Origin of the sequence: Sorangium sp. So ce362 (genome assembly GCF_051519845.1) — a bacterium.
Lineage (GTDB): Bacteria > Myxococcota_A > Polyangia > Polyangiales > Polyangiaceae > Sorangium.
Window position 1 is genome coordinate 10,285,433 of the sequence record NZ_CP150332.1, and the last position, 23,686, is coordinate 10,309,118.

Annotated in this window: 13 protein-coding genes; 5 read left to right on the plus strand and 8 right to left on the minus strand. The window is 71.1% G+C overall.

What is annotated here, in order from left to right:
* Positions 1-8: 8 nt before the first annotated feature.
* From WMF17_RS39605 to WMF17_RS39620, 4 genes are all read right to left on the minus strand, one after another.
* The gene (locus tag WMF17_RS39605; protein ID WP_437598626.1) at positions 9-4,343 is read right to left on the minus strand and encodes a HAMP domain-containing protein; all 4,335 of its coding nucleotides are present in this window, start codon (positions 4,341-4,343) and stop codon (positions 9-11) included.
* A gap of 114 nt (positions 4,344-4,457) precedes the next feature.
* Complete coding sequence (locus tag WMF17_RS39610; protein WP_437598627.1) at positions 4,458-4,898, minus strand: response regulator; 441 nt, start codon at positions 4,896-4,898, stop codon at positions 4,458-4,460.
* Positions 4,895-6,484 (minus strand): ATP-binding protein, encoded by a 1,590-nt coding sequence (locus tag WMF17_RS39615; RefSeq protein WP_437598629.1) that lies wholly within the window; start codon positions 6,482-6,484, stop codon positions 4,895-4,897. The genes WMF17_RS39610 and WMF17_RS39615 overlap by 4 nt, the downstream gene beginning before the upstream one ends.
* 310 nt (positions 6,485-6,794) lie before the next feature.
* Positions 6,795-7,178: a winged helix-turn-helix transcriptional regulator gene (locus WMF17_RS39620; protein WP_437598630.1), complete on the minus strand. Its 384-nt coding sequence runs from the start codon at positions 7,176-7,178 to the stop codon at positions 6,795-6,797.
* A 142-nt stretch (positions 7,179-7,320) separates the two neighbouring features.
* Here WMF17_RS39620 and WMF17_RS39625 point away from each other — a divergent pair, with 142 nt between their 5' ends.
* Positions 7,321-8,433 carry an alkene reductase gene (locus WMF17_RS39625; protein WP_437646277.1) on the plus strand — a complete coding sequence of 371 codons (1,113 nt, stop codon included), beginning with the start codon at positions 7,321-7,323 and terminating at the stop codon, positions 8,431-8,433.
* A 194-nt stretch (positions 8,434-8,627) separates the two neighbouring features.
* Positions 8,628-11,597: a HEAT repeat domain-containing protein gene (locus WMF17_RS39630; RefSeq protein ID WP_437646279.1), complete on the plus strand. Its 2,970-nt coding sequence runs from the start codon at positions 8,628-8,630 to the stop codon at positions 11,595-11,597.
* Positions 11,598-11,736: 139 nt separating this feature from the next.
* Here WMF17_RS39630 and WMF17_RS39635 read toward each other — a convergent pair whose 3' ends face one another.
* From WMF17_RS39635 to WMF17_RS39650, 4 genes are all read right to left on the minus strand, one after another.
* A complete protein-coding gene (locus WMF17_RS39635) occupies positions 11,737-12,159 on the minus strand; it encodes a response regulator (RefSeq protein ID WP_437598634.1) in 423 nt (140 codons plus the stop codon).
* A 664-nt stretch (positions 12,160-12,823) separates the two neighbouring features.
* Complete coding sequence (locus WMF17_RS39640; RefSeq protein WP_437646281.1) at positions 12,824-13,477, minus strand: hypothetical protein; 654 nt, start codon at positions 13,475-13,477, stop codon at positions 12,824-12,826.
* Positions 13,428-14,168, minus strand: a complete 741-nt coding sequence (gene parA, locus WMF17_RS39645) for a ParA family partition ATPase (RefSeq protein ID WP_437598636.1) — start codon at positions 14,166-14,168, stop codon at positions 13,428-13,430. Before parA ends, WMF17_RS39640 begins: the two co-directional genes overlap by 50 nt.
* Positions 14,169-14,701: 533 nt before the next feature.
* Positions 14,702-15,178, minus strand: coding sequence for a DUF1801 domain-containing protein (locus tag WMF17_RS39650; protein ID WP_437646282.1), 477 nt, complete (start codon positions 15,176-15,178; stop codon positions 14,702-14,704).
* Positions 15,179-17,264: 2,086 nt separating this feature from the next.
* Here WMF17_RS39650 and WMF17_RS39655 point away from each other — a divergent pair.
* The 3 genes from WMF17_RS39655 to WMF17_RS39665 all read left to right on the plus strand — a co-directional run bounded on the left by WMF17_RS39655 (position 17,265) and on the right by WMF17_RS39665 (position 23,681).
* Entirely contained in the window at positions 17,265-17,735 is a 471-nt protein-coding gene (locus WMF17_RS39655; protein ID WP_437646284.1) for a hypothetical protein, read from the plus strand.
* A gap of 462 nt (positions 17,736-18,197) precedes the next feature.
* Positions 18,198-19,442, plus strand: coding sequence for a PAS domain-containing protein (locus WMF17_RS39660; RefSeq protein ID WP_437646286.1), 1,245 nt, complete (start codon positions 18,198-18,200; stop codon positions 19,440-19,442).
* Between the two features lie 138 nt (positions 19,443-19,580).
* Complete coding sequence (locus WMF17_RS39665; protein ID WP_437646288.1) at positions 19,581-23,681, plus strand: hypothetical protein; 4,101 nt, start codon at positions 19,581-19,583, stop codon at positions 23,679-23,681.
* The last annotated feature ends 5 nt before the right edge of the window (positions 23,682-23,686 follow it).

Consider the following 23,686-nt stretch of genomic DNA (forward strand, 5'->3'; position numbering starts at 1 on the left):
TCCGTGGCTCAATCCGGCTGCAGCCAGTGCAGCATGACCGACATCAGCCGCCCCTCGTCCACGGGCTTGGCCACGAAGTCGTTCAGGCCGGCGTCCAGGCACTTCTGCCTGTCCTCCGGCATCGCCTTGGCCGTCACCGCGATGATCGGCAGCTCGTTGAAGCGGGGATCGCTCCGGATCTCGCGCGTCGCCTCGTAACCGTCGAGCTCGGGCATCATGATGTCCATGAGCACGATATCGATGCTCGCTTCGGCCTCGCGCAGGAGCTCGATGCCGTGCCGCGCGTTCTCGGCCAGGAGCACCTGCGCCCCGCGCCTCTCGAGCAGGCTCGTGATGGCGAAGACGTTGCGCGCGTCATCGTCGATGACGAGCACGCTCCGCCCCGTGAGCGCGACCGAGGAGGAGCCGTTCGTGAGCAGCGGCGGGATCGGCTCGGGCAGCTCGGGGCGCGCCGGCTTCATGACCTTCTGCTCCGGCCGCTCCGCCGGCAGGTAGAGGGTGAATTTGCTGCCGAGCCCGGGCGTGCTGTTCAGCGAGATCTCGCCGCCGAGCAGGCTGGCCAGCTCGCGGCTGATCGTCAGGCCGAGGCCCGTGCCGCCGTAGGTGCGGCTGGTGGAGGCGTCGGCCTGCTGGAACGCGTCGAAGATGAGCGTCTGCTTCTCCGTCGGGATGCCGATGCCCGTGTCGGTGACGGCGAACGCCAGGACGGTCTTCGCCTTGATGAGCGTCTCCCGCTTGAACGTGAGCCCCCGGCTGGCCAGCTCGATCTCGAGCGAGATGCGCCCGGACGACGTGAACTTGAAGGCGTTCGACAGGAGGTTCTTCAGGATCTGCTGGAGCCGCTGCAGGTCGGTCATGATCGTCGAGGGCACGCCGGTGGCGACCCGGACCCAGAACTCGAGCTCCTTCTGCTCCGCGATCTGCCGGAAGCTCCGCTCGACGTACTCCGCGAGCTCGGACAGCGACACCCGCTGGGTCTTCACGTCGATCTTGCCGGCCTCGATCTTCGACAGATCGAGGATCTCGTTGATGAGCTGGAGGAGGTCCTGCCCCGCGGCGGCGATCGTCTTCGCGTACTCGACCTGCTTCGGCGTGAGCGTGTGCTCCTCGTTGTCCGCGAGGATCCTGGCGAGGATGAGCAGGCTGTTGAGCGGCGTGCGCAGCTCGTGCGACATGTTCGCGAGGAACTCGGACTTGTACTTCGAGGTGCGCGACAGCTCCCTGGCCTTCTCCTCCAGGGAGGCGCTGGCGCGCGCGATCTCGCGGTTCTTGATCTCGAGCTCAGACGCCTTCTCCTCCAGCTCCTGCGAGCGCGAGCCGAGCTCGGTGTTGGACCGCTGGAGCTCCTGGAGCAGCTCCTCCGTCCTCATGCTGGCGCCGATCATGTTGAACACGACGCCGATCGACTGCGTGAGCTGCTCGAGGAACGTGAGGTGGATGGGCGTGAAGTTCTGGAAGCTCGCCAGCTCGATGACCGCCTTGAGGCCGCCCTCGAAGAGCACCGGCAGGACGCAGATGTTGCGCGGCGGCGCGTCGCCGAGGCCCGAGCTCACCCGGATGTAGTCGTCCGGCAGATCCGTGACGACGATGCTCTTCTTCTCGAGGCCGCACTGCCCGACGAGCCCCTCGCCCAGCGCGAACCGGTTGGAGATGCCCTTGCGCTTCTGGAATGCGTAGCTCGACGTGAGCTTCAGCGTCGGGTTCTTGTCCTCGGACTCCAGCACGTAGAAGGCCCCGTGCTGCGCCGAGACGAGCGGGGTGACCTCGGACATGATGAGGCGGGAGAGCGCCTCGATCGTCCGCTGCCCGGCCATCATCCCGGAGAAGCGCGCCAGGTTCGTCTTCAGCCAGTCCTGCTCCTGGTTGGCGCGCGTCGTGTCTCGCAGGTTCGAGATCATCTGGTTGATGTTGTCCTTCAGCTGAAGGACCTCGCCCTGCGCCTCGACGGAGATCGCCCGCGTCAGGTCGCCCTTGGTCACGGCGGTCGCGACCTCGGCGATGGCGCGCACCTGCGTGGAGAGGTTGCCGGCGAGCTGGTTCACGTTGTCGGTGAGGTCCCTCCACGTGCCGGCCGCGCCGGGCACCTTGGCCTGGCCGCCGAGCTTGCCCTCGATGCCGACCTCGCGCGCGACCGTCGTCACCTGCTCGGCGAAGACGCGCAGCGTGTAGGTCATGTCGTTGACGGTGTCGGCCAGCGACGCGATCTCGCCCTTGGCCTCCAGGGCGAGCTTCTGGCGCAGGTCGCCGTTCGCGACCGCGGTCACGACCTTGGCGATGCCGCGCACCTGCGAGGTGAGGTTCGAGGCCATGACGTTGACGTTCTCGGTCAGGTCCTTCCAGGTCCCGGACACCCCGGGCACCTGCGCCTGGCCGCCGAGCTTGCCCTCGGTGCCCACCTCGCGCGCCACGCGCGTCACCTCCGCGGCGAACGCGCGCAGCTGATCGACCATCTTGTTGATGGTGTCCTTCAGCTCGAGGATCTCCCCCTTCGCCTCGACCGTGATCTTCTGGGACAGGTCGCCGCTCGCGACCGCCTTCGTGACGAGGGCGATGTTGCGCACCTGGTTCGTCAGGTTGCCGGCGAGCTGGTTCACGTTGTCGGTGAGGTCCTTCCACGTGCCGGCGACGCCGGGCACCTGCGCCTGACCGCCGAGCTTGCCGTCCGTGCCGACCTCGCGCGCGACGCGCGTCACCTCCGCGGCGAACGCGCGCAGCTGATCGACCATCTTGTTGATGGTGTCCTTCAGCTCGAGGATCTCCCCCTTCGCCTCGACCGCGATCTTCTGGGACAGGTCGCCGCTCGCGACCGCCTTCGTGACGAGGGCGATGTTGCGCACCTGGTTGGTCAGGTTGCCCGCGAGGACGTTCACGTTGTCGGTGAGGTCCTTCCACGTGCCGCTGACGCCCCGCACCTCGGCCTGCGCACCGAGCTTGCCCTCGGTGCCCACCTCGCGCGCCACGCGCGTCACCTCCGACGCGAACGCGCGCAGCTGCTCCACCATCTTGTTGATGGTGTCCTTCAGCTCGAGGATCTCGCCCCGCGCCTCGGCGGTGATCTTCTGCGAGAGATCGCCCTTGGCGACGGCCGTCGTCACCAGGGCGATGTTGCGCACCTGGTTGGTCAGGTTGCCGGCGAGCTGGTTCACGTTGTCGGTGAGGTCCTTCCACGTGCCGGCGACGCCGGGCACCTGCGCCTGACCGCCGAGCTTGCCGTCCGTGCCGACCTCGCGCGCGACGCGCGTCACCTCCGCGGCGAACGTCCGCAGCTGCTCCACCATCTTGTTGATGGTGTTCTTCAGCTCGAGGATCTCCCCCTTCGCCTCGACCGTGATCTGCTTCGACAGGTCGCCGTTCGCGACCGCCGTCGTCACGACCGCGATGTTGCGCACCTGGTTGGTCAGGTTGCCAGCGAGGACGTTCACGTTGTCGGTGAGGTCCTTCCACGTGCCGCTGACGCCCCGCACCTCGGCCTGCGCACCGAGCTTGCCCTCGGTGCCCACCTCGCGCGCCACGCGCGTCACCTCCGACGCGAACGCGCGCAGCTGCTCCACCATCTTGTTGATGGTGTTCTTCAGCTCGAGGATCTCCCCCTTCGCCTCGACCGTGATCTGCTTCGACAGGTCGCCGTTCGCGACCGCCGTCGTCACGACCGCGATGTTGCGCACCTGGTTGGTCAGGTTGCCCGCGAGGACGTTCACGTTGTCGGTGAGGTCCTTCCACGTGCCGCTGACGCCCCGCACCTCGGCCTGCGCACCGAGCTTGCCCTCGGTGCCCACCTCGCGCGCCACGCGCGTCACCTCCGACGCGAACGCGCGCAGCTGCTCCACCATCTTGTTGATGGTGTTCTTCAGCTCGAGGATCTCCCCCTTCGCCTCGACCGTGATCTGCTTCGACAGGTCGCCGTTCGCGACCGCCGTCGTCACGACCGCGATGTTGCGCACCTGGTTGGTCAGGTTGCCAGCGAGGACGTTCACGTTGTCGGTGAGGTCCTTCCACGTGCCGCTGACGCCCTGCACCTCGGCCTGCGCACCGAGCTTGCCCTCGGTGCCCACCTCGCGCGCCACGCGCGTGATCTCCGAGCCGACGGTCTGCAGCTGCTGGACGACGTCGTTCACCTCGTCGGCGATCTGACCGATCGTCCCCGGCACCTCGCCGATGCCGACGCGCGCGGAGAAGTTGCCCGCCTTCACCGCCTTGAGCACCTCCAGGATCGCCTGGAGCTGCATCTCCCGCACATCCAGGTGGGTCCCGACGGCGCCGCCCTTGCGGGACGGCGGCTTCTTCTTGCTCGCGCCGCTCCCGCTCTTGTCCTTCGAGCTCGCGGCGATGTTGTTCGGTTGCATGAATACCTTCCTGAGGACGAGTGCGCGCCTGGAAATCTCGATCCCGCCTGGGCTGTTCGGGCCTCGACGAGGCCGGGGAAGGGCGGCGTCACGAGGCCTTTGTGCGCCGCGCTCTCACGATTTGCCGCGGCGCAGAACTTCTTCGACCTGTCGCTGGAGACGAGCGTGCTCGATGTCGCGAGCGCGGCGCTCGAGCGCGCGCCGCATGCGAGAGCTTAGCTCATCGGAACGGAAAGGCTTCGAGAGGTAATCGGAGGCGCCGACGCGGAGGGCGCGCATCCCCGTTTCCACGGAGCCGAACGCGGTGATGGCGATGATCGCCAGGGACGGGTCGTGCTCCTTGGCTCGCGCGATCAGCTCGATGCCGTCCATGCCCGGCATGCGGATATCCGTGATCAGCAGCTCGAATTTGCCGGACGGGAGCAGTCGGAGGCCCGACAGAGCATCGGCGACGTGCGTCGCCTGATAACCGTGGTCCGTTGCGATGTCAACGACGAACCGGCCAAGGTCATCGTCGTCCTCGACAATCAACACGTTCGGTGAGCTCGAACTCATCCTTTCTGTCCTTCCTCTATGCCCCCTGTGCTCGCCACCAGATTCATCTCGGGGTTCGCCTTCAACCCCACTGCTGGGCTCGTCTTCATGTCCATTGCTGAGCTCGTCTTCATGTCCACTGCCGAGCTCGCCTCTGCGCTCGCCTTCCTGCTCTCCGGCGAGCCGGAGGGTATCGTGGGCAGGATGACCCGGAAGAGCGCCCCGCCGGTCGACGAGGAGGCGACCTCGACGGATCCGCCCGCCTCCTCGACGATGCCGTGGACGATGGCGAGGCCAAGGCCGCTCCCGCCGCGGGTCGCCTTCGTCGTGAAGAACGGCTCGAAGATCTGGGCCGCGTCCTCCGCGCGGACCCCGGGCCCCGCGTCCTCGACCTCGAAGCACACGGCGCGAGACCCCGCCGGGCCCTCGCACTCGTGGAGCACGCGCACCACGAGCTCGCCTCCGCCGTCCTGAGCCTCGATGGCGTTCAGGCATAGATTGAACACCACCTGAAACAGGCGATCGGAGTCGAGGGCGACGCGCGCCCACGCGCCGCGGTCGCGCGGGCACAGGACGCTCGTCTCGACGTCGCGCTTCCTGCACTCCGGGCCCAGGAAGGCGACAACGTCGTCGATCACGCGCCGGAGATCGCTGTCCTCCTGCTGCGACCGCGACGGCCGAGCGAGGGAGACGAGGCGGGAGACGACGCGCGTTATCCGCTCGGACTGCCGCGCGATCGTCTCCAGCTCGGCGCGCAGGTGCTCCGGGCACCCGGGCAGGTCGGCCGCGCGGCGCGCGCGGCCCTGGATCACGTTCAGCGGCGACCCGATCTCGTGGCCGAGCGACGTCGCCACCTGCCCCGCGGCGGCGAGCGCCTGCGCCTGCTGCAACCTGCGCTCCACGTTCACCCGCGCCGCCTCCTCCCGCTCGGCGCGCTCCCGGGCTTCCCGCAGCGACCACGTCATCGTGTTGAAGGCATGGGCCAGGCGCGACAGCTCCTCCGCGCCCTTCTCGGGCACGGCCGCGTCGAGATCCCCGCTGGCCACGCGCTCGGCCCCGGAGAGGATGGCCCTCGCCGGGAGCGCGACGGTGAAGCGCCCCACGAGCCCGGCCACGATCGCGCTGATCAGCAGCAGCACGACGCCAGTCGCCGCCAGGCCCTGATTCAACGTGTCCTCCAGCACCTCGATGTAGTGGCGGTCGCGCACCAGGACCGCGACCAGGGGCGGATTGGCGTTGCTCGGCTGGATGGAGACGGTGCGGATCAGCACCGATTGTCCGACCAGACGGGCAGGCTCCTCGATGTCTCCGCCCTCGCGGAACGACCGATAGGCGAACGCCTCGAGGCGCTCCGCCTCCCGCTTGACCCCCTCCGTGATGAAGACCGCCTCGCCTTCCCTTGTGAACGCGGCGACGCCCAGGATGCGCTCGGCGCTCGCGAAGTGCTCGGCGCGCCGCCGGACGAGCGCGATGTCCTTGCGCTGCAGCGCGCTCTCGACGAACGCCTGGAGCAGGGTGGCGTAGTTGCGGAGCTCCGCCGTGGCCTCGTCCCGCAGGACCTGTTTGCGGTGCGCCGAGGCGAACACGCCATACAGCAGGATCGCCATCGCGATAGGGACGACGAGCGACAACCAGACCTGGTGCGCTAGCCTCATCCCCGCGGGTCGGCGCTGGTGCTGCAGGGCCATACGACGATCCCCCGCGGCGCCCAGAGGACGCCACCGCGTTGACGCTCCGCGTCATCGGCGGGTTCCGATCGTGCGAAGCCCTCGGATCACATCACCATTTGCCCCGATCGGCAAGGCCTTCCTGGCGCTCGACAGAGGCATTCATCGCGCGACCGCGCCACACGAGCGCTCGACATCAGGCTCTCCCTGAGCGGAGCACTGGATCTGGCGGACTCCTCCGTGACATCGGTCACGCGTCCTTGCGTACCGGCGCGGCCCGCGGCCGCGCGCGCTTCGCCCCGCCGCCGCGCGCTGCGCTCTCCTCGAGCAGCTCCCCCCACCGCGAGATCGCCTGCGCCACATCGCCGAACCCCCGCCCGGCGTCGGTCAGCTCGTACTCCACGCGGACGGGCGGGCCCGGCAGCACGCGCCGCACCACGAGGCCGAGCGCCTCGAGCTCCTTCAGCCGGCTGGAGAGCATCCGATCGCTGATCGCGTCGAGCCGCTCGCCGATCTCGCCGAAGCGGAGCGCGCCCTCCTCGAGCGTCGCGATGATGAGGCCGTTCCAGGGCTTGGCGAGCACGGCCATCGCCGCCTGGAACCTGTCGCAGAGGTGCTGGCAAGAGTGCTTCATTCCACGACCCTTGCCACAGCATGACCGCTTCACTACCAAAAAGGAAGCCCCTTGACACGAGGTAGTATGGATTCATGATGCTCGCCGAACGGATGCTACTTCCCTTTCGGAAGCTACATCTTCTTTGCAAGGAGCATCGATCGTGACCACCGCCTCTGACCTGCTGTTCAGCCCCTTCGCGCTCGGTCCCCTGTCGCTGCCGAACCGCCTCGTGATGGCGCCGATGACGCGCTGCCGCGCGGACAGCCACGTGCCGACCGAGCTCCACGCGCGGTATTACGAGCAGCGGGCCTCGGCAGGCCTCATCGTCACCGAGGCCACGCAGGTCAGCCCGCAGGGCATCGGATATCTCCGCACGCCGGGCATCCACACCGACGCGCAGGTCGAGGGGTGGCGGCTCGTGACGGACGCGGTCCACCGAGCTGGGGGGCGCATCGTCGCGCAGCTCTGGCACGTCGGGCGGTCGTCCCATGTCTCGTTCCAGCCGAACCGGCAAGCGCCGGTGTCGTCCTCGGCCATCGCCATCCGCAAGGGCCATGCGCACACGGCCGAGGGCCCGCAGCCGTACAGCACCCCGCGCGCCCTGGAGACGGACGAGGTCCCCGGCGTCGTCGCGCAGTTCGAGCACGGGGCGCGCCAGGCCAAGGCCGCCGGCTTCGATGGGGTCGAGCTCCACGCGGCGAACGGCTACATCATCGATCAGTTCCTCCGCGACGGCGTGAACCGGAGGACCGACCGGTACGGCGGCTCGATCCAGAACCGGGCGCGGTTCCTGCTCGAGGTCACCGACGCCGTGACCGGCGTGTTCGGCGCGGACCGGGTCGGCGTGCGGGTCTCGCCGACGGGCGACTACAACGACATGAGCGACTCCGATCCGAAGGCGCTCTTCGGCCACGTCGCCGCCGAGCTCTCCGCGCGCAAGCTCGTCTATCTGCACGTCGTGGAGCCGACCTCCGGCGAGCCGCCGGACGCCCCGGGGCGGGTGACGCCCCTCCTGCGCGAGCGGTTCCGCGGCGCCATCGTCGTGAACGGCGGCTACACGCGGGAGGCCGCCGAGCAAGCGCTGCGCTCCGGCGTGGCGGACCTCGTCTCCTTCGGCGTGCCGTTCCTGGCCAACCCCGATCTGCCCGAGCGCCTGTCGCGCCGGGCGCCGCTCAACGCGCCCGACGTCGCGACCTTCTACTCCGACGGCCCGCGCGGCTACGTCGACTACCCGCGCCTCGGCGAGGCGCAGGCGGCCAGCGCCGCGAGCTGACCTGATGGCCTGAGGACGCCGTGGCCAGATGACCTGATCCCGAGAACCGCGCTCTCGATCGGCAGCGAGGGCCAGGAGCCCCCGCGCCGCTGCCCATGATAGGCTTCCAGGCCGATGTCGGCCGCCGCTCCCTTGCTCCCGGACGATGAGATCCACCTGGCGCTCTGCCCGGCGCGCTCGCCCGCGGAGGCCCCGTGAGCGCGGCGCCGGGCGAGGTGCAGCGCATCGGGGCCGCCGAGCTCCGGGCGTTCATCCAGGACGCGGGGGAGCTCAAGAAGGGCACGCTGCTCTACGACGGCGGGCAGCTCCTGAACCTGGCGCGCCACGAGAACAAGCTGTTCTGCGACGCCAGGGGCTCGGGGGCCTCGCCCTACAAGGTGACGCTCGTCTACAGCGACGCGCCGGCGCCCGCGTTCAAGGGGCGCTGCACCTGCCCGGCGCGGGCCTTCAGCACCGCGTTCTGCAAGCACGCGGCGGCGCTGCTCGTCGCCTGGGCGCGCGCGCCCGAGTCGTTCGTCGTGAGCGACGCGGCGCCCCCCGGCGCCCCGGGCGGGGAGAGAGCGCGCAAGAACGTGAAGAAGGGGGCCGCGAACGCGCAGGCCCTGATGAAGTCGGGCGTCGAGCAGGTCAGCACGCTCGTGCGCGAGCTCGGCGTGGCCGGCGTCGCGACGATCGGGGCCGACCGCATCGAGCAGATGGAGAAGCTCGCCGAGGGCCTCCGGGAGAACCGCCTCCGGCGGCTCTCGGCCCGGACGCTCGACCTCGCCGCGCTGCTTCGCGGACAGGCCGCGGGCGCCGGACAGGCCGCGGGCGCTCGACAGGCCGCGGGCGCTCGCCGCCACGCGCTCCCGGCGGTCGCCTACGCGAACCTGATGGCCGACCTCCTGCTCACCGCCCGCAAGCTCGAGAAGCACCTCGCGGGCGAGCCGCTCGACGACCGCCACGTCGAGGAGCTCGTCGGCAAGACGTGGAAGGCGTCCGACCGGATGCCCGCGGACGGGCTCACGCTCGTCGAGTACGCCTTCTCGACGCGGACCACGAGCGACGATTTCGTCATCCGGGAGAGCCGATTCATCGACCTCGAGTCCGGCCGGCACTTCAGCGAAAAGCAGATCCTCCCCGCCTTCATGGCGAAGCGGGGCGACCCGAAGCGGAGCTTCGCCGGCGAGGTGCTCGCCGGGGCGCGCGCGACGACCTACCCCGGCTACCCGCCGCTCCGCCTCGACTTCACCGATCTCGGCGACAAGCGCCCGCTCGACACAGGCGCCCTCGAGGCCGTCCTCGCGCGGGCGCTGCCCGACGTCGGCGCGGCGCTCGCGGCCCTCCAGGAGCACCGCAAGGACGTCTTCGCGCCCGACCTCGTGCCCGTCGCCGTGCTCACCGACACGCTCTTCGCGCGCGGCGCGCGGCTCTCGGCGGTCGACGACAAGGGGGAGGCCCTCCACCTGCCCGACGACCCGGCGCTCGAGGAGCGGCTCGCCGGCTCGCTCCGCGACGCCCGGCTCCGCGCGCTGCTCGGCGACGTCGGGATCGACGCCGCCCTGCCCGTCCTGTGGCCGCTCGCCGCGATCGTCGAGGGCCCGCTCGGCCTCTCGCTGCTCCCGGTCATCGAGCAGGGGACCGCGGCGCGGACCGGGCCGCTGGAGGGCTCCGCGTGGAACGCCGCCGCCCGCGAGGCGGGCGCCTCGCCCGCGGCCATCGCGCTCGGCGAGGTCCGCGAGGAGCTCGCCGAGGCGCTCGCCACCGGCCTGACCGGGCTCAGCGCGCGCGTGACGGACCCGCTCGCCGAGCGGCTCCGCGACCTCCGCCTCGAGAAGCAGGCCGCGCTGCTCCAGAGCCTGCCGCAGAAGCCCGAGCCGGCCGACCGGCTCGACGACTTCATCAAGCTCTACCAGGTGCTCGAGATGGCGCTCGTGCGCCTCGCCGGCGCGACCCACATCGATCGCGCCGGCGAGGGCAAGGCGATCGAGCGCGTGCCGACCTACGAGAGCGTCGTCGTGGCGCGGCCCGACGAAACGCTCCCCCCGGACGAGGTGGCGCGGCGCCGGGCCGCGGGCGCGATGAGCCGCTACGTCGCCGCGGTCCACCACGCGCGCTACTACGCGTCGCTGCCGGCGAGCGAGCTCGTGCAGAGCATCTTCCCGATCTGGGCCGACGGCACCGCGACGCCGACGATCGCGAGGACGTTCGCGCCGCTCGGGGCCGAGGCGATCGCCGCCGCCGAGAAGGCGCTCACGGTGAAGGCGGGCCGCGTGGCGAAGCTGACCGCGGTGCGGGTGCTGCAGGCGGTCGTCCAGCACGGCGGCCCGGCCCGCGGCGAGGCGGCGGCGATGCTCGGCAAGGTCGCGGAGCACGCCAAGGACGCCGGCCTGCGGGCGCTCGCCCGCGACGCGCTGGACGCGATCGACGCGGAGCCGTCGGCCGGGTCGGGCGGCGCCGCGGTGCGCGCGCGCCGCGCCGCGCGGGTGGATCGGGTGCAGGAGCTCGCGAAGACGCTCGGCGCGGCGCCGACAAAGGAGGAGCGGGGCGAGGCGCTCAAGGCGCTCGCCGAGCTGGGCGACCTCGCCGCGCTCCCGGCGCTCCGCCGCGCCTTCTACGCGGACGCCTCCCGCGACGTGCGCGAGGAGGCCGCCTACGCGCTCGCCCAGCTCGGCGACGTCGAGATGGTCGAGACCTTCGTGCGGATGCTGGCGGGCCGCGGCAAGGACGAGCGGGAGGCGAAGATCGCCGCGTACGCGCTCGGCTACCTGGGCGACGTCCGCGGGCTGAGCGAGCTCCTGTCGGCCTACGCCGAGGGGTACAAGCCCGGCATCGTGGCGGACGCGATCCGCGCGTTCGGCCCCGTGGCGCTCGCGCCGCTCGTGGATCTCATCGAGGCGCGGCCGGAGCTCGCGAAGCGGGCGGCGGCGCTCGACGCGCTGAAGAAGATGGACGACGCCGCAGTGGCGGGCTGCCTGCTCGAGCGGATCGAGGCGCGGCGCGGCGGCGCCGATCTCGCCGAGAAGGCGCAGCTCTACCTGAAGCTCGCCGACGTGCACCCGCACAGCCGGCGCGAGGTCGCGACCGCGATCACGGCGGCGCTCGCCGCGGTGGACGGCAAGGAGGCGCAGGCGGCCGTCAAGGCGGCGCAGCGGGCCCTCGGCGTCGTCAAGCGCAGCAAGTAGCCGGCCGCCGTCCGGTCACATCGCGATCTGCACGGAGAGCTCGGCGCGTGGCCGGCCTCCGCCAGGCCACATCGCGATCTGCGCGCCTCGCCGCCTCTCCGCCCCACCGTGAAGGCGGCCAGAAAGCCGGCGAGTTTCGCTAAGGTAGCTCCACGAGTCTCCAGTACTTGTTGAGCGCTGCCATGAGCTCGACGAAGCTGAGGAACGTGACGGGCTTGAGGAGATAGCCGGCCACGTTCAGGTTGAAGGCCCCCACCTTGTCACGGTCGTCGTTCGAGGTGGTCAGCACGACAACCGACGTGGCCACGAGATCCGGATCGGCCCGCAGCTCGCGCAGGAACTCGATGCCGTTCATCTTCGGCATGTTCAGGTCGAGCAGGATCAGCCGGCGCTCCACCGGGATGACGCCGCTGCGCAGGATCTCGAGGGCCTCGACCCCGTTGCCAGCGATCCAGAGGGGGTTCGAGATGTTGTTGCGCTGGAACGCCCGGCGGACGTTCATCACATCGACCTCGTCATCCTCGACGAGGAGGATGTTGAGGAGCTTTTCTTCAACGTTCATTGTCTCCTGGATCTCCTTGGCGAGGAGGGCGTGAACGTCAACCTCCGCGCGATGGCCGCCGCGGCAATTATCATGGCAAGACGGCGGCGGCCGCGGAGGTTTCGCGGCCGCCGGTGTGCCGGGGCGCGCTCCGACCTGCCCGCACCCGCGCGGGCTCCTCGAAATATTCCATCGCTCGAGCTTGGACCGCCGTTTCGCCCGGTTCAACTCCAGCAAGGAGCTTCCGTACCTCTGCTGAGCTTGCCAGTGGCGCTCGCCGGACGCGGCAGCGCCGGGCTTCAGGAGTCGCTCGGATCACGCTTCTGCCAGGTGAAGCGGAAGGAAGCCGGTGATCTTCTCGGCCGCCGGGTTCATGAAGGGCGCGACCGTCCCCTCGTCCCGAACATGCTGGGTCATCGCTCGTCCTGGTGGTCGCCTCTTGTTTGGAGGCTGGATAAGGCCTGCGCTCCGGGAATTGAAGGGCAGAACGCGTGATGGCCTGTTTGGGCCCGGAGAGGCTCGCAGGTGAGGAGGGAGCGCGCCAAGGCAGGAAGATCCTTGATCTTCCCCCGCTCGCTTTCCTGCCGCTGTCCGGTCACCCCGGGCGCTCCGGTCGCGCCGAGGTTTCGCGCCGGGGTTCGTTCGGGAGCGGTTGTGTCTTGCCGCGCTCGCTCGTGCGCTCGGGTCAGCTCGCCCGGGGCCGCTGTCGCCACAGGGTCATCAGCACCCGCCCCACCTGGACCATGCGGCCGACGCGCCCGTTCGGGCTCGTGTCCGCCGCGCGGTACGGCTCGGCGCGGTACGGCTCGGCGCGGTACGCCGGGCCTGGCGGCGCCGCCTCTCGCGCGGCGGCTGCGCCGTCCGAGGCCGGGGATGCCGAGACCGACGCCGGCCCGAGGCGCCTGTCGAGGTGCACCTCGACCGCCTCGCCGACCAGGTTGCTCACGTCGCGGTCCTGCTCGATGCAGTGGAGCAGCAGCCGGTCCGCGAGCGGATCGGGGAGGTAGACGGTCACCGCGCGCCGCGCGCGGCCGTCGTTCCCGACGAGCACCGCCGGGACGGCCGGCGGCTCCGAGGTTGTGGCGAGCGCCTGGGGCTCGGCGGCCGCGCTCGCCTGCAGTGGCGCCGCGGGCGGCTCGGCGGCCGGCTGCGCTTCCGGCGCTCGCTCCTGCTTCGCCTCGGCCGGCCTGTCGTCGTCGTGCGCTCGCTTGTCTGCGGCGGGCCGCGACTTCAGGGCGTCGTGGGCCGGTTTGCCGTCGGTGCTGCCTGCGACGAACGCGTCGGCCTTTTCAGGCGACGGCGGCTTTCTTAGCGAGACCGCGACTTGCTTTTTCGCCATGATGAAGCTTCTCCAGTTCTTCGAGAAGGTGGGTGATCTCTCTGGCCGCGGCGTCGCGCGGCGCGTAGCCCGTCACCCCTTGCCCGCAGGCGAGGGACTCCTGGTAGGCAATGCGATAGCCGAGCTCCGTGGAGAGCACCGGCAGGCCCGAGGTCTCGAGCACCGCGCGCGCCGATTTGCCGAGCGCCGTGCGGCCCTGCTTGCGCGTGATGAGGATGCAGCCCTTGAGCGCGCTCCGCAGCGCCGCGGCCTCGCGGAACACCTCGATCGCGGCGGTGAGGGCCCAGGCGTCCGCGGCCGTGGGGCCGCAAGGGTAGATGGCCACGTCGGCGACCATCAGCGCCGACCGCGCGATCTCGCCGTGACGCGGGGGACAGTCGATGACGGTGAGGTCGTACGCGGCGGCGACGTCCGGCAGCTGCCCCGGCTTGTGCATCGAGGCCCCCATGGCCATGACGGTCGGGATCTCGTGCCCCGCCTCGGCGGCCACGTCGCCCCACGTGCGGACGGTCCCCTGGGGATCGGCGTCGACGAGCAGCACGCGGCGGCCGTTCGCCAGCGCGGCCACGGCGAGGCTCACGGCCGTGGTGCTCTTGCCGATCCCACCTTTCTGTCCGGTGAGCGCGATGATCATAAGTCCTCCCCCTAGCAGAACCTGCGCGGCGCGGTCCACTTTCTTGCAAGCGCCCACACGGCTGCTGCACCGCCATCGGAAGGGAATCCCCTACGCCGGCGTCGATTTTTGGGTGCTGTCGATGGGTTGGCCGGCACATCGCAAGAGGTAGTTCAGCTCTCTTTCGGGCCGGACGATCCTCTTCCCCCACGTCACCTGGGCGCCATGAGGACACCCTGTCCAGATGCGCGTCCGGCGCGCGCGAGGGAGGGCACCTCGCGTGCGCCCGCGGCGCCTCGTCAGCACCGGAAGCGTGCGGCTCGGGCGAGCGGGCGAGCCGGAGCCCCGGGCGAGCAGGGCATCGAGGCCCAGGTGCGGCGGACAGCGGCCAGGCTCGCCCCCGAGCCCGGATGGGCGATCGTACAGAACGACGGCTGATCGAGCGGAGGGCTCCCCGCCGACGGTCAGCTCGGCGGCGCGGCCTTCGACTCCACGTTCTGCTTCATCGCGCCGAGCCCCTTCTCGAAATCAGCACCGACCCTCTTGTCCATGAATAGCCCGAATGCTTCCGCCTCTTTCGGTCGTTCTCCCGCTCCCGGCGCAGCGCCCGATCAGGCCATGCTGGCGAGCTTCACCTGGTATGCCGCCCACTGTCGGATGATCGCGACGAAGGCGCCCCGCCTGGCCTCGAGGTCATCGAGGCTGGTGAACGTGACGATCGCCCGGTCAGCAGACAACCACTTCAGCAGGCCCGCCGCGTCGTCGATCGACTGGCTGAGGGAGGATTCCGCACGCACGTTGGCCCCGTGGTGCAGCACGACCTGGACCGCGCCTTTGGCCCGGACGTTGGCCGTGGCGAACCATCCGTGGCAATAGAAGCTCGCTGAATTCCACTTGATCCCCTCGGTGATCGCCGGGTCGACCCCGAGGATGGCGCTCCGAATCGCCACGACCACGGCTTTGAGCGGGTGCTCCAGCGCAGCCAGGTAGGCCGTCACTGCGGCGGAGTCATCGTGTTCGCTGGTGGACGGAGCACGCGTCCCGCCGCTTCGCCGTTTCTTCGCCTCTTCCTGTGCTCCCTTTTTCATGACATCTTCCCTTCTCTCTGCATGAAGTCCATCGTACACGCCTCTTCGCGTGCGTCGCGCTTGGCGCGTGCAGAGCGCGGTCGAGCCCGCTGCGTCTCGCCAGCGCCCAGGGTCGCCTGACCACCGCCCCCGGCCATGTGGAGCAGGGACGCTCGGGAAATTGCGGACCTCTGTGACAGCTCGACCCAGCCCGCGCTGTCACAGAGGTCCGCGTCGAGCGGACGGCGGACGACCACCATGTGTGCCCGGAAGGGCTCCTGATCCCGGGGCCCGTCAGCGCGATTGAATTCCACCTCACGCGCTCGGCTCAGCCCTCTCCCTCCCTTGCTTGTGGCACGTCGGTCGTCCTCGACACCGACCGCCGGCCCACGTTGCCTTGAGGACCAACGATGACGAGCACAGCGACCGCCCCCGGATCCCCTGGGCTCCCCACGAGCTACATGAGCGCTGTCCGCAGCGCGCCTTTTTGCAGTGATCGAGTGCGCGAAAAACCTCGACGATCTCGTGGTCGTCGCGTGGAATGGCGAGGCCGAACGCCTCTTTGGAACTACCGCTGACGAAGCGGTGGGCCGCCGCCTCACGGACACGATCTTGAGCGCACCGGACGCCGAGGCCTGGCGGCGCTCGCTCGGGCAGGCGAGCGCCCCGCTGCGCTGCACCCATGCCCGCAAGGACGGACGCACCATCGTGTGCGGGTGGCGACCCGACCCAGGTTGGAGTAGCCGGGCCCAAGTTGAGGTAGCCGGGCGGCGCCATGCGCACTGTCGCCTCCCACCCTGCCATTACGCCCAGCGACAGCGATTTCTCACGCCAGGCATCAATCCGCCAATCCGACCCGACCCGGGTTGGGGTAGCGGCGGCGTCAGATGTCAGCCCGACATAGGCGCCGCGATTCACCTATGGCCTCCCCACATCCGTTGATTCTTCTTCTCCCCTGGTGCGCTCGTCGATCCAGCGGCGGCAGGGCGGCCCGTTCCCTCGACCTGCTCGACGCCCACCGTGCCGCCAAGAATCGACCGTGACATGTCACGTGACATGTCACGGATCGACCGTGACATGTCACGGATCGACCGTGACATTTTGCAGCTTCATCAAAACCCCGGCGGTGCCAGGGGGATTCCAAGGCCGGCGATGAGCGAGCACTCGTCGCTGCGATCCCGGCCCCAAGGCGCTGCGGATTAGCCAGATCAGCACGGCTGCACGGGCGGTGGGTCAGCAAAGCCGCGATCTGGCACATGTATTGCTAAAGTATGTGTTGCTAAAGGCGGTACGTTCTGGACGCTCCACTGTCCGGTCACGGCCGCGTCTCGGGTGCATCGACATCAGGGCCGGAGAGCGCCGCCGTCATGCCGACGGCTGTCCACTCAACTGCTCTTGGCGGAGTGGGACCGACGCGCGCGAGCTTTCGCAACCAATCTCAAGGAGTGCCAGCAAACCGAACGCCGCTTCTCGTCTCATCCATGATCCGCACAGGGGCACATCCTCTACTGACTCTCGGCACAACATCATCTTCAGAATCCACGAAAGTGAATCCATGACGACCAGTCACATTTTGACCGCTTCCATGTTCCGTCGCCTCGCCCACGCCGTTTCGCCCTTGCTCTTGTGCGCGCTTCCCCTCGCGTGCGTCGCCGGTCAGGAGGGCGAGCTGCAGCTGGAGGAGGAGGCGGTGGGGGAGGCGAGACAGGCGCTCAGCTCCTGGTATTGGTGGGGGTACGGGACCACGACGGACTTGAATGGGGTGCTCTTATATCCCGCCAGTAATAGTCACAGATGCTTCCTCAGTGGTGTTGCAGGGGATCTCGGCCATGGCGACGCTGCTGCCCCTGGCGTGCTGTCGACCGCCTCGGTGGGTCTCAACGGGTTTGGTCTCTATCTCCTCAAGGGACATGGGGGCGCCGCGGTGAGCAGCTCTAACACGAGGGTCTGGAGAAACAACCCTGTCTTCGCTAGCACAACCTGTTTTCCCGGCTCAAACTTTACAAGTGGAAGTTGGGTAAGCAATCTAAGCAATGGAAGCATCGCGCCTCCCGTCAAGATCGCCGAACTGGACACCTTGCACCGGCGACAATGCTTCCTCACGGGTGTGATCGGCAGCTATTACACATGGTCTGCAACCTCAAGCTATGCGCGCGTCAGGGAGATCACGCAGCCAAGCTCGACGTATCCGACGCCTGGCTGGTATGTCGAGTCCAACGTCGGGCATTTTGATAACATTAGCGGCAACCCGGGCGTGCAGGCTGGGCACGTGCAGGTCAATGCCGCATGCGTCACCATCCCGTCAGAATTGGAGATCGTCACAGGCTCGACGGGCTCCAACCCCGATTTCACAACCCACCTCGAAATCGCCTCGGAGCTGAGCGCCAGGGCGTGCGCGCTCACCAGGATCTCGGGGAGGTATGGTCACGCACGTCTCCAGCCGGCGCTGGGCTGGGACGACGGCGCCGTGATCGAGCCGCCCACCGAGGCTGAGGGGTTTGCGGGTCCCTGGAGAATCAAGGTCAACGACGGCAGGTCGGCCGGGTGGGCCTGTGTGGGGGATCTGGATTCGGAGTGAGCTTCGAGCGGCAAGCATAAGGCGTTTCATAGAAGGAAGTCCAAGCGGCGGCAGGCTTCACTTCATGTGCGACCCGCGTTCTTGCTCCCTCCGTGGAGGCTTTCGACGCCCCGCTCGGGCCACGGGGTCTCCCCCGCGAGCCTGGGGCCTGCTACCGGGCGCTCCCGCGCTTACCCGGGCGGGGCTCGCCCCCGCTGGAGACGTGCAGCGTGAGACCGCTCCCTCGCCCCGCGGGCGGGGCCCAGGATCGATCTCGTCGGCTGAGCCCGCCCGGCGCCTCGACGCGAGGATAGGGAGCTCCCTTCCCTACACGACATGTGAACAGCGCTCCTGATCCCCGGGGCCCGTCAGCGCGATTGAATTCCACCTCACGCGCTCGGCTCAGCCCTCTCCCCCCGTGCTGACCGCTCGTCGGTCGTCCTCGACACCGGCCGCCGGCCCACGTTACCTTGAGGACGAACGATGACGAGCACAGCGACTGCCCCCGGATCCCCTGGGCTCCCCACGAGCTACATGAGCGCTGTCCGCAGCGCGCCTTTCGCGGTGATCGAGTGCGCGGGAGATCTCGACGATCTCGTGGTCGTCGCGTGGAATGGCGAGGCGGAACGCCTCTTTGGAATTACCGCTGACGAAGCGGTGGGCCGCCGCCTCACGGACATGATCTTGAGCGCACCGGACGCCGAGGCCTGGCGACGCTCGCTCGGGCAGGCGAGCGCCCCGCTGCGCTGCACCCATGCCCGCAAGGACGGGCGCACCATCGTGTGCGAGTGGCGACATGCGCCCGTGGTCGACGACGGCGGCAAGCCGATTCGGCTGCTCTGCTTCGGGCAGGATGTCACGGAGCAGGTCAAGGCCGTCGAGGTGCTGAGGGAGAGCGACGTCATCCTCCGGGCCATCCTCGGCGCCGTGGACACGGCCGTGACCCGGATGGATCGGGATGGCGTCTGCACCTTCCACGAGGGCAAGATGCTCCAGTCCCTCGGCCTGAAGCCGGGCCAGTTCATCGGCATGAACGTGTTCGACGAGCCTCCCACGCCGATGGACATGGAGCCGATGCGAAGAGCGGTCCGGGGCGAGCTCGTCCGCACCCACGTCGAGGCGTTCGAGATGGCCTGGGAGACGTGGGTCATCCCGGTCCGCGACGCCCGCGGGGAGCCCGACGGCGCGGTCAGCTTCACGCTCGACGGCACGGAGGCGAAGCTCAGGGAAGACGAGCTGAAGTCGCGGCTCGAGATCATCGAGCGCCAGCAAAACGTGATCCGCGACCTGTCGACGCCCATCATCGAGGTCTGGGACAGCGTGCTGACCCTCCCGATGGTGGGCGTCGTCGACAGCAAGAGGGCCGCCGATGTGATGGACGACCTCCTGGCCGCCATCGTGGACAAGCAGGCCCGCTTCGCGATCCTGGACCTCACCGGGGTCGAGTTCGTCGACACGAAGACAGCGAGTTATCTCATCGAGCTCGTCCGCGCCATCCGGCTGCTGGGCGCCGAGGGGGTCATCACGGGCATCCGGTCCAGCGTGGCGCAGACGATGGTCTCCCTCGGGCTCGACCTGTCGGGCATCGCGACCGTGGGGAACCTCCGCGCGGGCCTCAAGCTCTGCATGAAGCGCCTTTCGGCGAGCGACGCGGCGTCGTCCGGCGCGCCGGCGCGCACCCCCGCCGGAGGCGCCGCGCCGAGGCCCGCGGCGGGCGGCACAGGCTGAAGCCGAGGGCAGGAGGCCGGCCTCGCGGGTCGGGCGGACCGCGCCGCCGCCTCGAAGTTCGCGTTTGCGTCGGCGATCCCAGGCCCGTAAGGAACGGCGGACAGGCACCGCCGCGCGCGGCGCCGGGAGACGCCGATCGTGACCACCCAGCCCCGCAGCCCCAGGAACGTCGGCCAGCGCGCAACGAGCCCTCGCAGCCCTCGCCGCGCCGGGTGCGCCCCCGTCGCGCGCCAGGCCGAGTGCGCCCCCGTCGCGCGCCAGGCCGGGTGCGCCCCCGTCGCGCGCCAGGCCGCCCTGGCGCTCGCCCTGGCGCTCGCCGGCGCCGCGCCGGCCGCGTGCGCGCCGCGGGGGGCCGCGGCGCCTGCGGCCGTCGAGGCGCCGCTCCCCGCCGCGTTCGGCGCCGCGCTGGAGGCCGAGATCGCGAGCTCCGCCGCGGCGGCGCCGTACCTCGCCGCCATCGAGCGCGCCGTCGACGCGCCGAGCGACGAGGGCGCGCTCGCCACCGTGATCGCGTCGCTCGACGCGCTCGTCTTCGGCGCCGGCACCGCGAGCGGCCCCGCCCCCGACGCCTCGGCGATCGCCTTCCGCTCGCGCGAGGCGCTGCCCGAGGTCACCCGCCGCCTCCAGCGCGCCTGGGCGTTCGCCGACGTCGCCGGCCGCGGCGCGCCGGAGATGCCGTTCGTGCGCGGCGCGCTCGCGGCCGCCCTCCACCGCATCGCCCTCCACGTGGGCGACGAGGCCGCGGCGGCGACGTGGAGCGCGCGCCGCGGCTGCGCGGGCGAGGCCGCGCTCATAGGCCCGCTCGATCCGACCCCGCTCCAGAGCCTCGCCCGCCCCTCGCCGGTGAGCTCCGCGCCGGGCGCGCCGCTCGCGCGGTCCTACCCGGGGATCGCGCCGTTCGCGAGGGCCACCTCGCCGATCGTGGTCCGCGCCGACGCCTGCGCGATCCCCGTCGACGCGGTGAGCGCCCTCCAGGGCACGCGCGCCGTGGTCGTCGACCTCCACAACCCGATCGCCCAGCGCGTGAGCCTCGCGCTCGCCTCGTCGTCCGCCGCCGTGCTCGAGGTGGGCGGCGTGCTCGCCCTCCAGCGCGACTACGCGGCGGGCGGCGCGCAGGTCACGCGCCTCGCGACGGTGGAGGCCCAGCCGGGGACGCTGCGCGTCGTCGTGCGCGTGGCGCAGAAGGGCGACGGCAGCGACGTCGAGCTCAGCGCGTGGGGCGAGAACGGCCTCCCGCTCCGCGCCCGCGCGCCGCGCCCCGGCGCCGCCGCGTCCGCGACCGCGGCGCGGCCCGCCGCGGTGAGCCTCGTCCCGGCCCCGGCGGCGGGCGGCGCCCCCGGCGATCGGCTCGGCCCCGCGGGCGTCGACGTCGCGGCCGCGGCGCTGCTCGCGCTCGGCGACGCGCGCGCGGCGGAGCACCTCCTCGACCCGGACGGCGACGGCCGCCTCCGCCAGGGCGGCGCGCCCTCGCCGGCCTCCGCGCCGCCCTCGCCGGCCTCCGCGCCTCGCTCGTCGCCGGCCGCCGCGCCGCGCTCGCCGCGCCAGGATCTGCTCTACGCGCGCGCCATCCGCCGCGTGGGCGATCTGCCCGAGACCAAGGTCGTCGAGCGCACCCGCGCCGCCGTCGAGCGCGTGCTCGCCGCGTGGCCCGCGTCGTGGGAGGCGCGCCTCTACAGGGCGGAGCTCGCCGAGCGCCGCGGCGGCCAGGGCGAGGGCACCATGGACGCGCTCCGGGAGCTCGGGGTGAAGGTCGCCCCGCCCGGCCCGGCCGGCCCGAGCGCGCCCGGGGTCGCAGACGCCGATCGGATGGTCCTCGCGGAGCTCGCGGTGACCGCCCGCCGCGCCGGCGTCACCGACGTCGCCGAGGCCGCGTACGAGAGGCTCGCCGCGGCGGCGCCGGGCTCGGCGTTGCTCGCCGCGGTCGACGACCGCATCCACGGCCGCGCCGGGGTCGACGCGGTCAAGGCCGCCTGCGGCGGCGGGCTCGATCGCTCGAGCAACGCGTGCCTGGGCGCGCTCCTCGGCGCGAGCGACCGCCCCGCGGTCCTCGCCGAGATCCAGCGGCTGCGCCGGCTCCGCCGCGCGCCGGGCGCCCTGCGCGAGGTCGAGCTGCGCGAGCGCGTCGCCCGCGGCGATCTGCGCGGCGCGCTCGCCGTGTACGACGCCATGCCGCCGGGCGAGCGCGTGATGCTGGAGGCGCTCGGCCTCGCCGCCGGCCGCGGCGACGGCCGCGCGGTGCGGGGCCGCCTCGCCCGCGACCGCATGACGGCGCGCGACGCCGCCGCCGGGATCGGCCCCATCTCCCGCGCGCTCGGCCTCACGCCGGACCCGGCGCCGCCGCTCGAGGTCGAGGGGCGCAAGCTCGTGCTGGAGGACCAGGCGAAGGCGTTCCTGCCCGGCGCCGCGACCGCGGTGCTCCGCCACGTCGAGCGGTTCACGATCTCGCCCGACGGGCTCGTCCACTACGTGACGTACGACCTCCGGCGCGTCTCCGGCACCACGGACGTGGCCCAGGGCGCGGTCGCCTACGGCCCGCTCATCGAGGGCCGCGGCATGCCGCGGCTGCTGCGCCGCCGCATCCACAAGCGCGACGGCCGCATCCTCGCGCCCGACGCCGCGTCGAACGCCGCGCAGGAGCACAGCGACCTCTCGCAGCTCGAGCAGGGCGACTACGTCGAGCAGATCACCGAGGGGTACGCGCTGCCGGGCGACGGCGGCCAGCTCGTCATCGACACGTGGGATCTGCTCCCCGAGCGCACGAGCGTCCGCGAGGCGACGATCGAGGTCCGCCGCCCGTCGTCGCTCCCGCTCGCTGTCTGGTCGCACCCGCTGCTCGGCGCCGCGGAGGAGCGCGTCGAGGGCGCCTCCAAGGTCAGCGTCTGGCGCATCAAGGACCAGCCGCCGCGGCGCATCGAGGACGGCGTGCCGCGCATGGAGATGGGCGTCGGCGTCAGCCTGGGGACGCAGACCTGGAGCCACGTGGCCGCGGCGATCGACGAGAACCTCCGCGCGCTCTCGGACCGCGACCCGACCATGACCCGGTGGGCGCGCGAGGCGGCGGGCCCCGAGCGGGCGCCGTCGCCCGCGCTGCTCGAGCGCGTCGTCGCGGCCGCGGGCAAGGCGGTGAAGGTCGCCGGCGGCGCCGAGCTCTCGGATTTCGCGGCGCTCATGGGCGGCGGCCCGCAGCGCACGACGGCGCGCACGATGATCGAGCTCGGCCAGGGCAGCCGGTCGTGGGTCGTCTACCGCGCCCTGCGCGAGCTCGGCGTGCGCGCCGATCTCGCGATCGCCGAGACCGAGCCGTTCAGCTCGTCGGCCGAGTTCCCGCCGCACGCCGGGCGCTTCCGCCACCCGCTCGTCATCGCGCGCCTGCCGGGCGGCGACGTGTGGATCGACGCCGACGTCGAGGGTCCGCCGCTCCCGCCCGGGCGCATCAGCCCCGAGCTGCGCGGCCGCGCCGCCATGCTGCCGGGCGGCGAGCTCGTCACGGTGGCCGGGACGAGCGGCGAGACCGGCGACGAGGTCGACCTGCGGCTCACCGTCGACACGCAGGGTAATGCTTCGGGATCGCTCACGATTCTGCTGCACGGCCGGGCGGCGCAGGCGCTCTCGGAGGCGTTCGAGACGGTGGTCGGCACGGCGCGGCGCGAGATGCTCCGGGGCGTCGTGCTCGGCTGGCTCCCGTGGGCCGACGTCGAGGACGTCACGGTCTCGTCGACCGAGGGCTCGTGGGAGGTCGCGCTCCGCGCCGCCGTGACGATCCACGGCTTCGCGCGGCCGGAGGGCAAGGACGCCGCGGCGTGGACGCTGCCGGGGCTGGAGCCGGTGCACCTCGTGTTCCCGCGCGCGTTCACGGGCACGCTCGGCGCCACGTACGCCTCGCGCGGGGCGCGCAAGAGCGCGCTCGCGATCGAGACCGCGCTCCAGTACCACGTGCGCCGCCGGATCGAGCTGCCGGAGGGCTACGCGGTCCTGCGCGCGCCCGAGGGCGTGCGGGTCGAGCACGCGGGCCTCGCGGCGTCGCGCAAGGGCAGCTACGGCGCGGTGATCGAGGAGGATTTCGCGATGAGCTTGCCGACGGGGACGGTGTCGACCGACGAGTACAAGGCGTTCGTCGAGCGGGTGCAGGCGGTCGACAGCGGCTTCATGGCGGGCATCCGGGTGGCGCGGCCGGCGCCGCCGGCGAGCGGCGCGCAGAAGCCGGCGGCGCGGCCGCAGGGACCGGAGAAGAAGCCCTGAGCCTC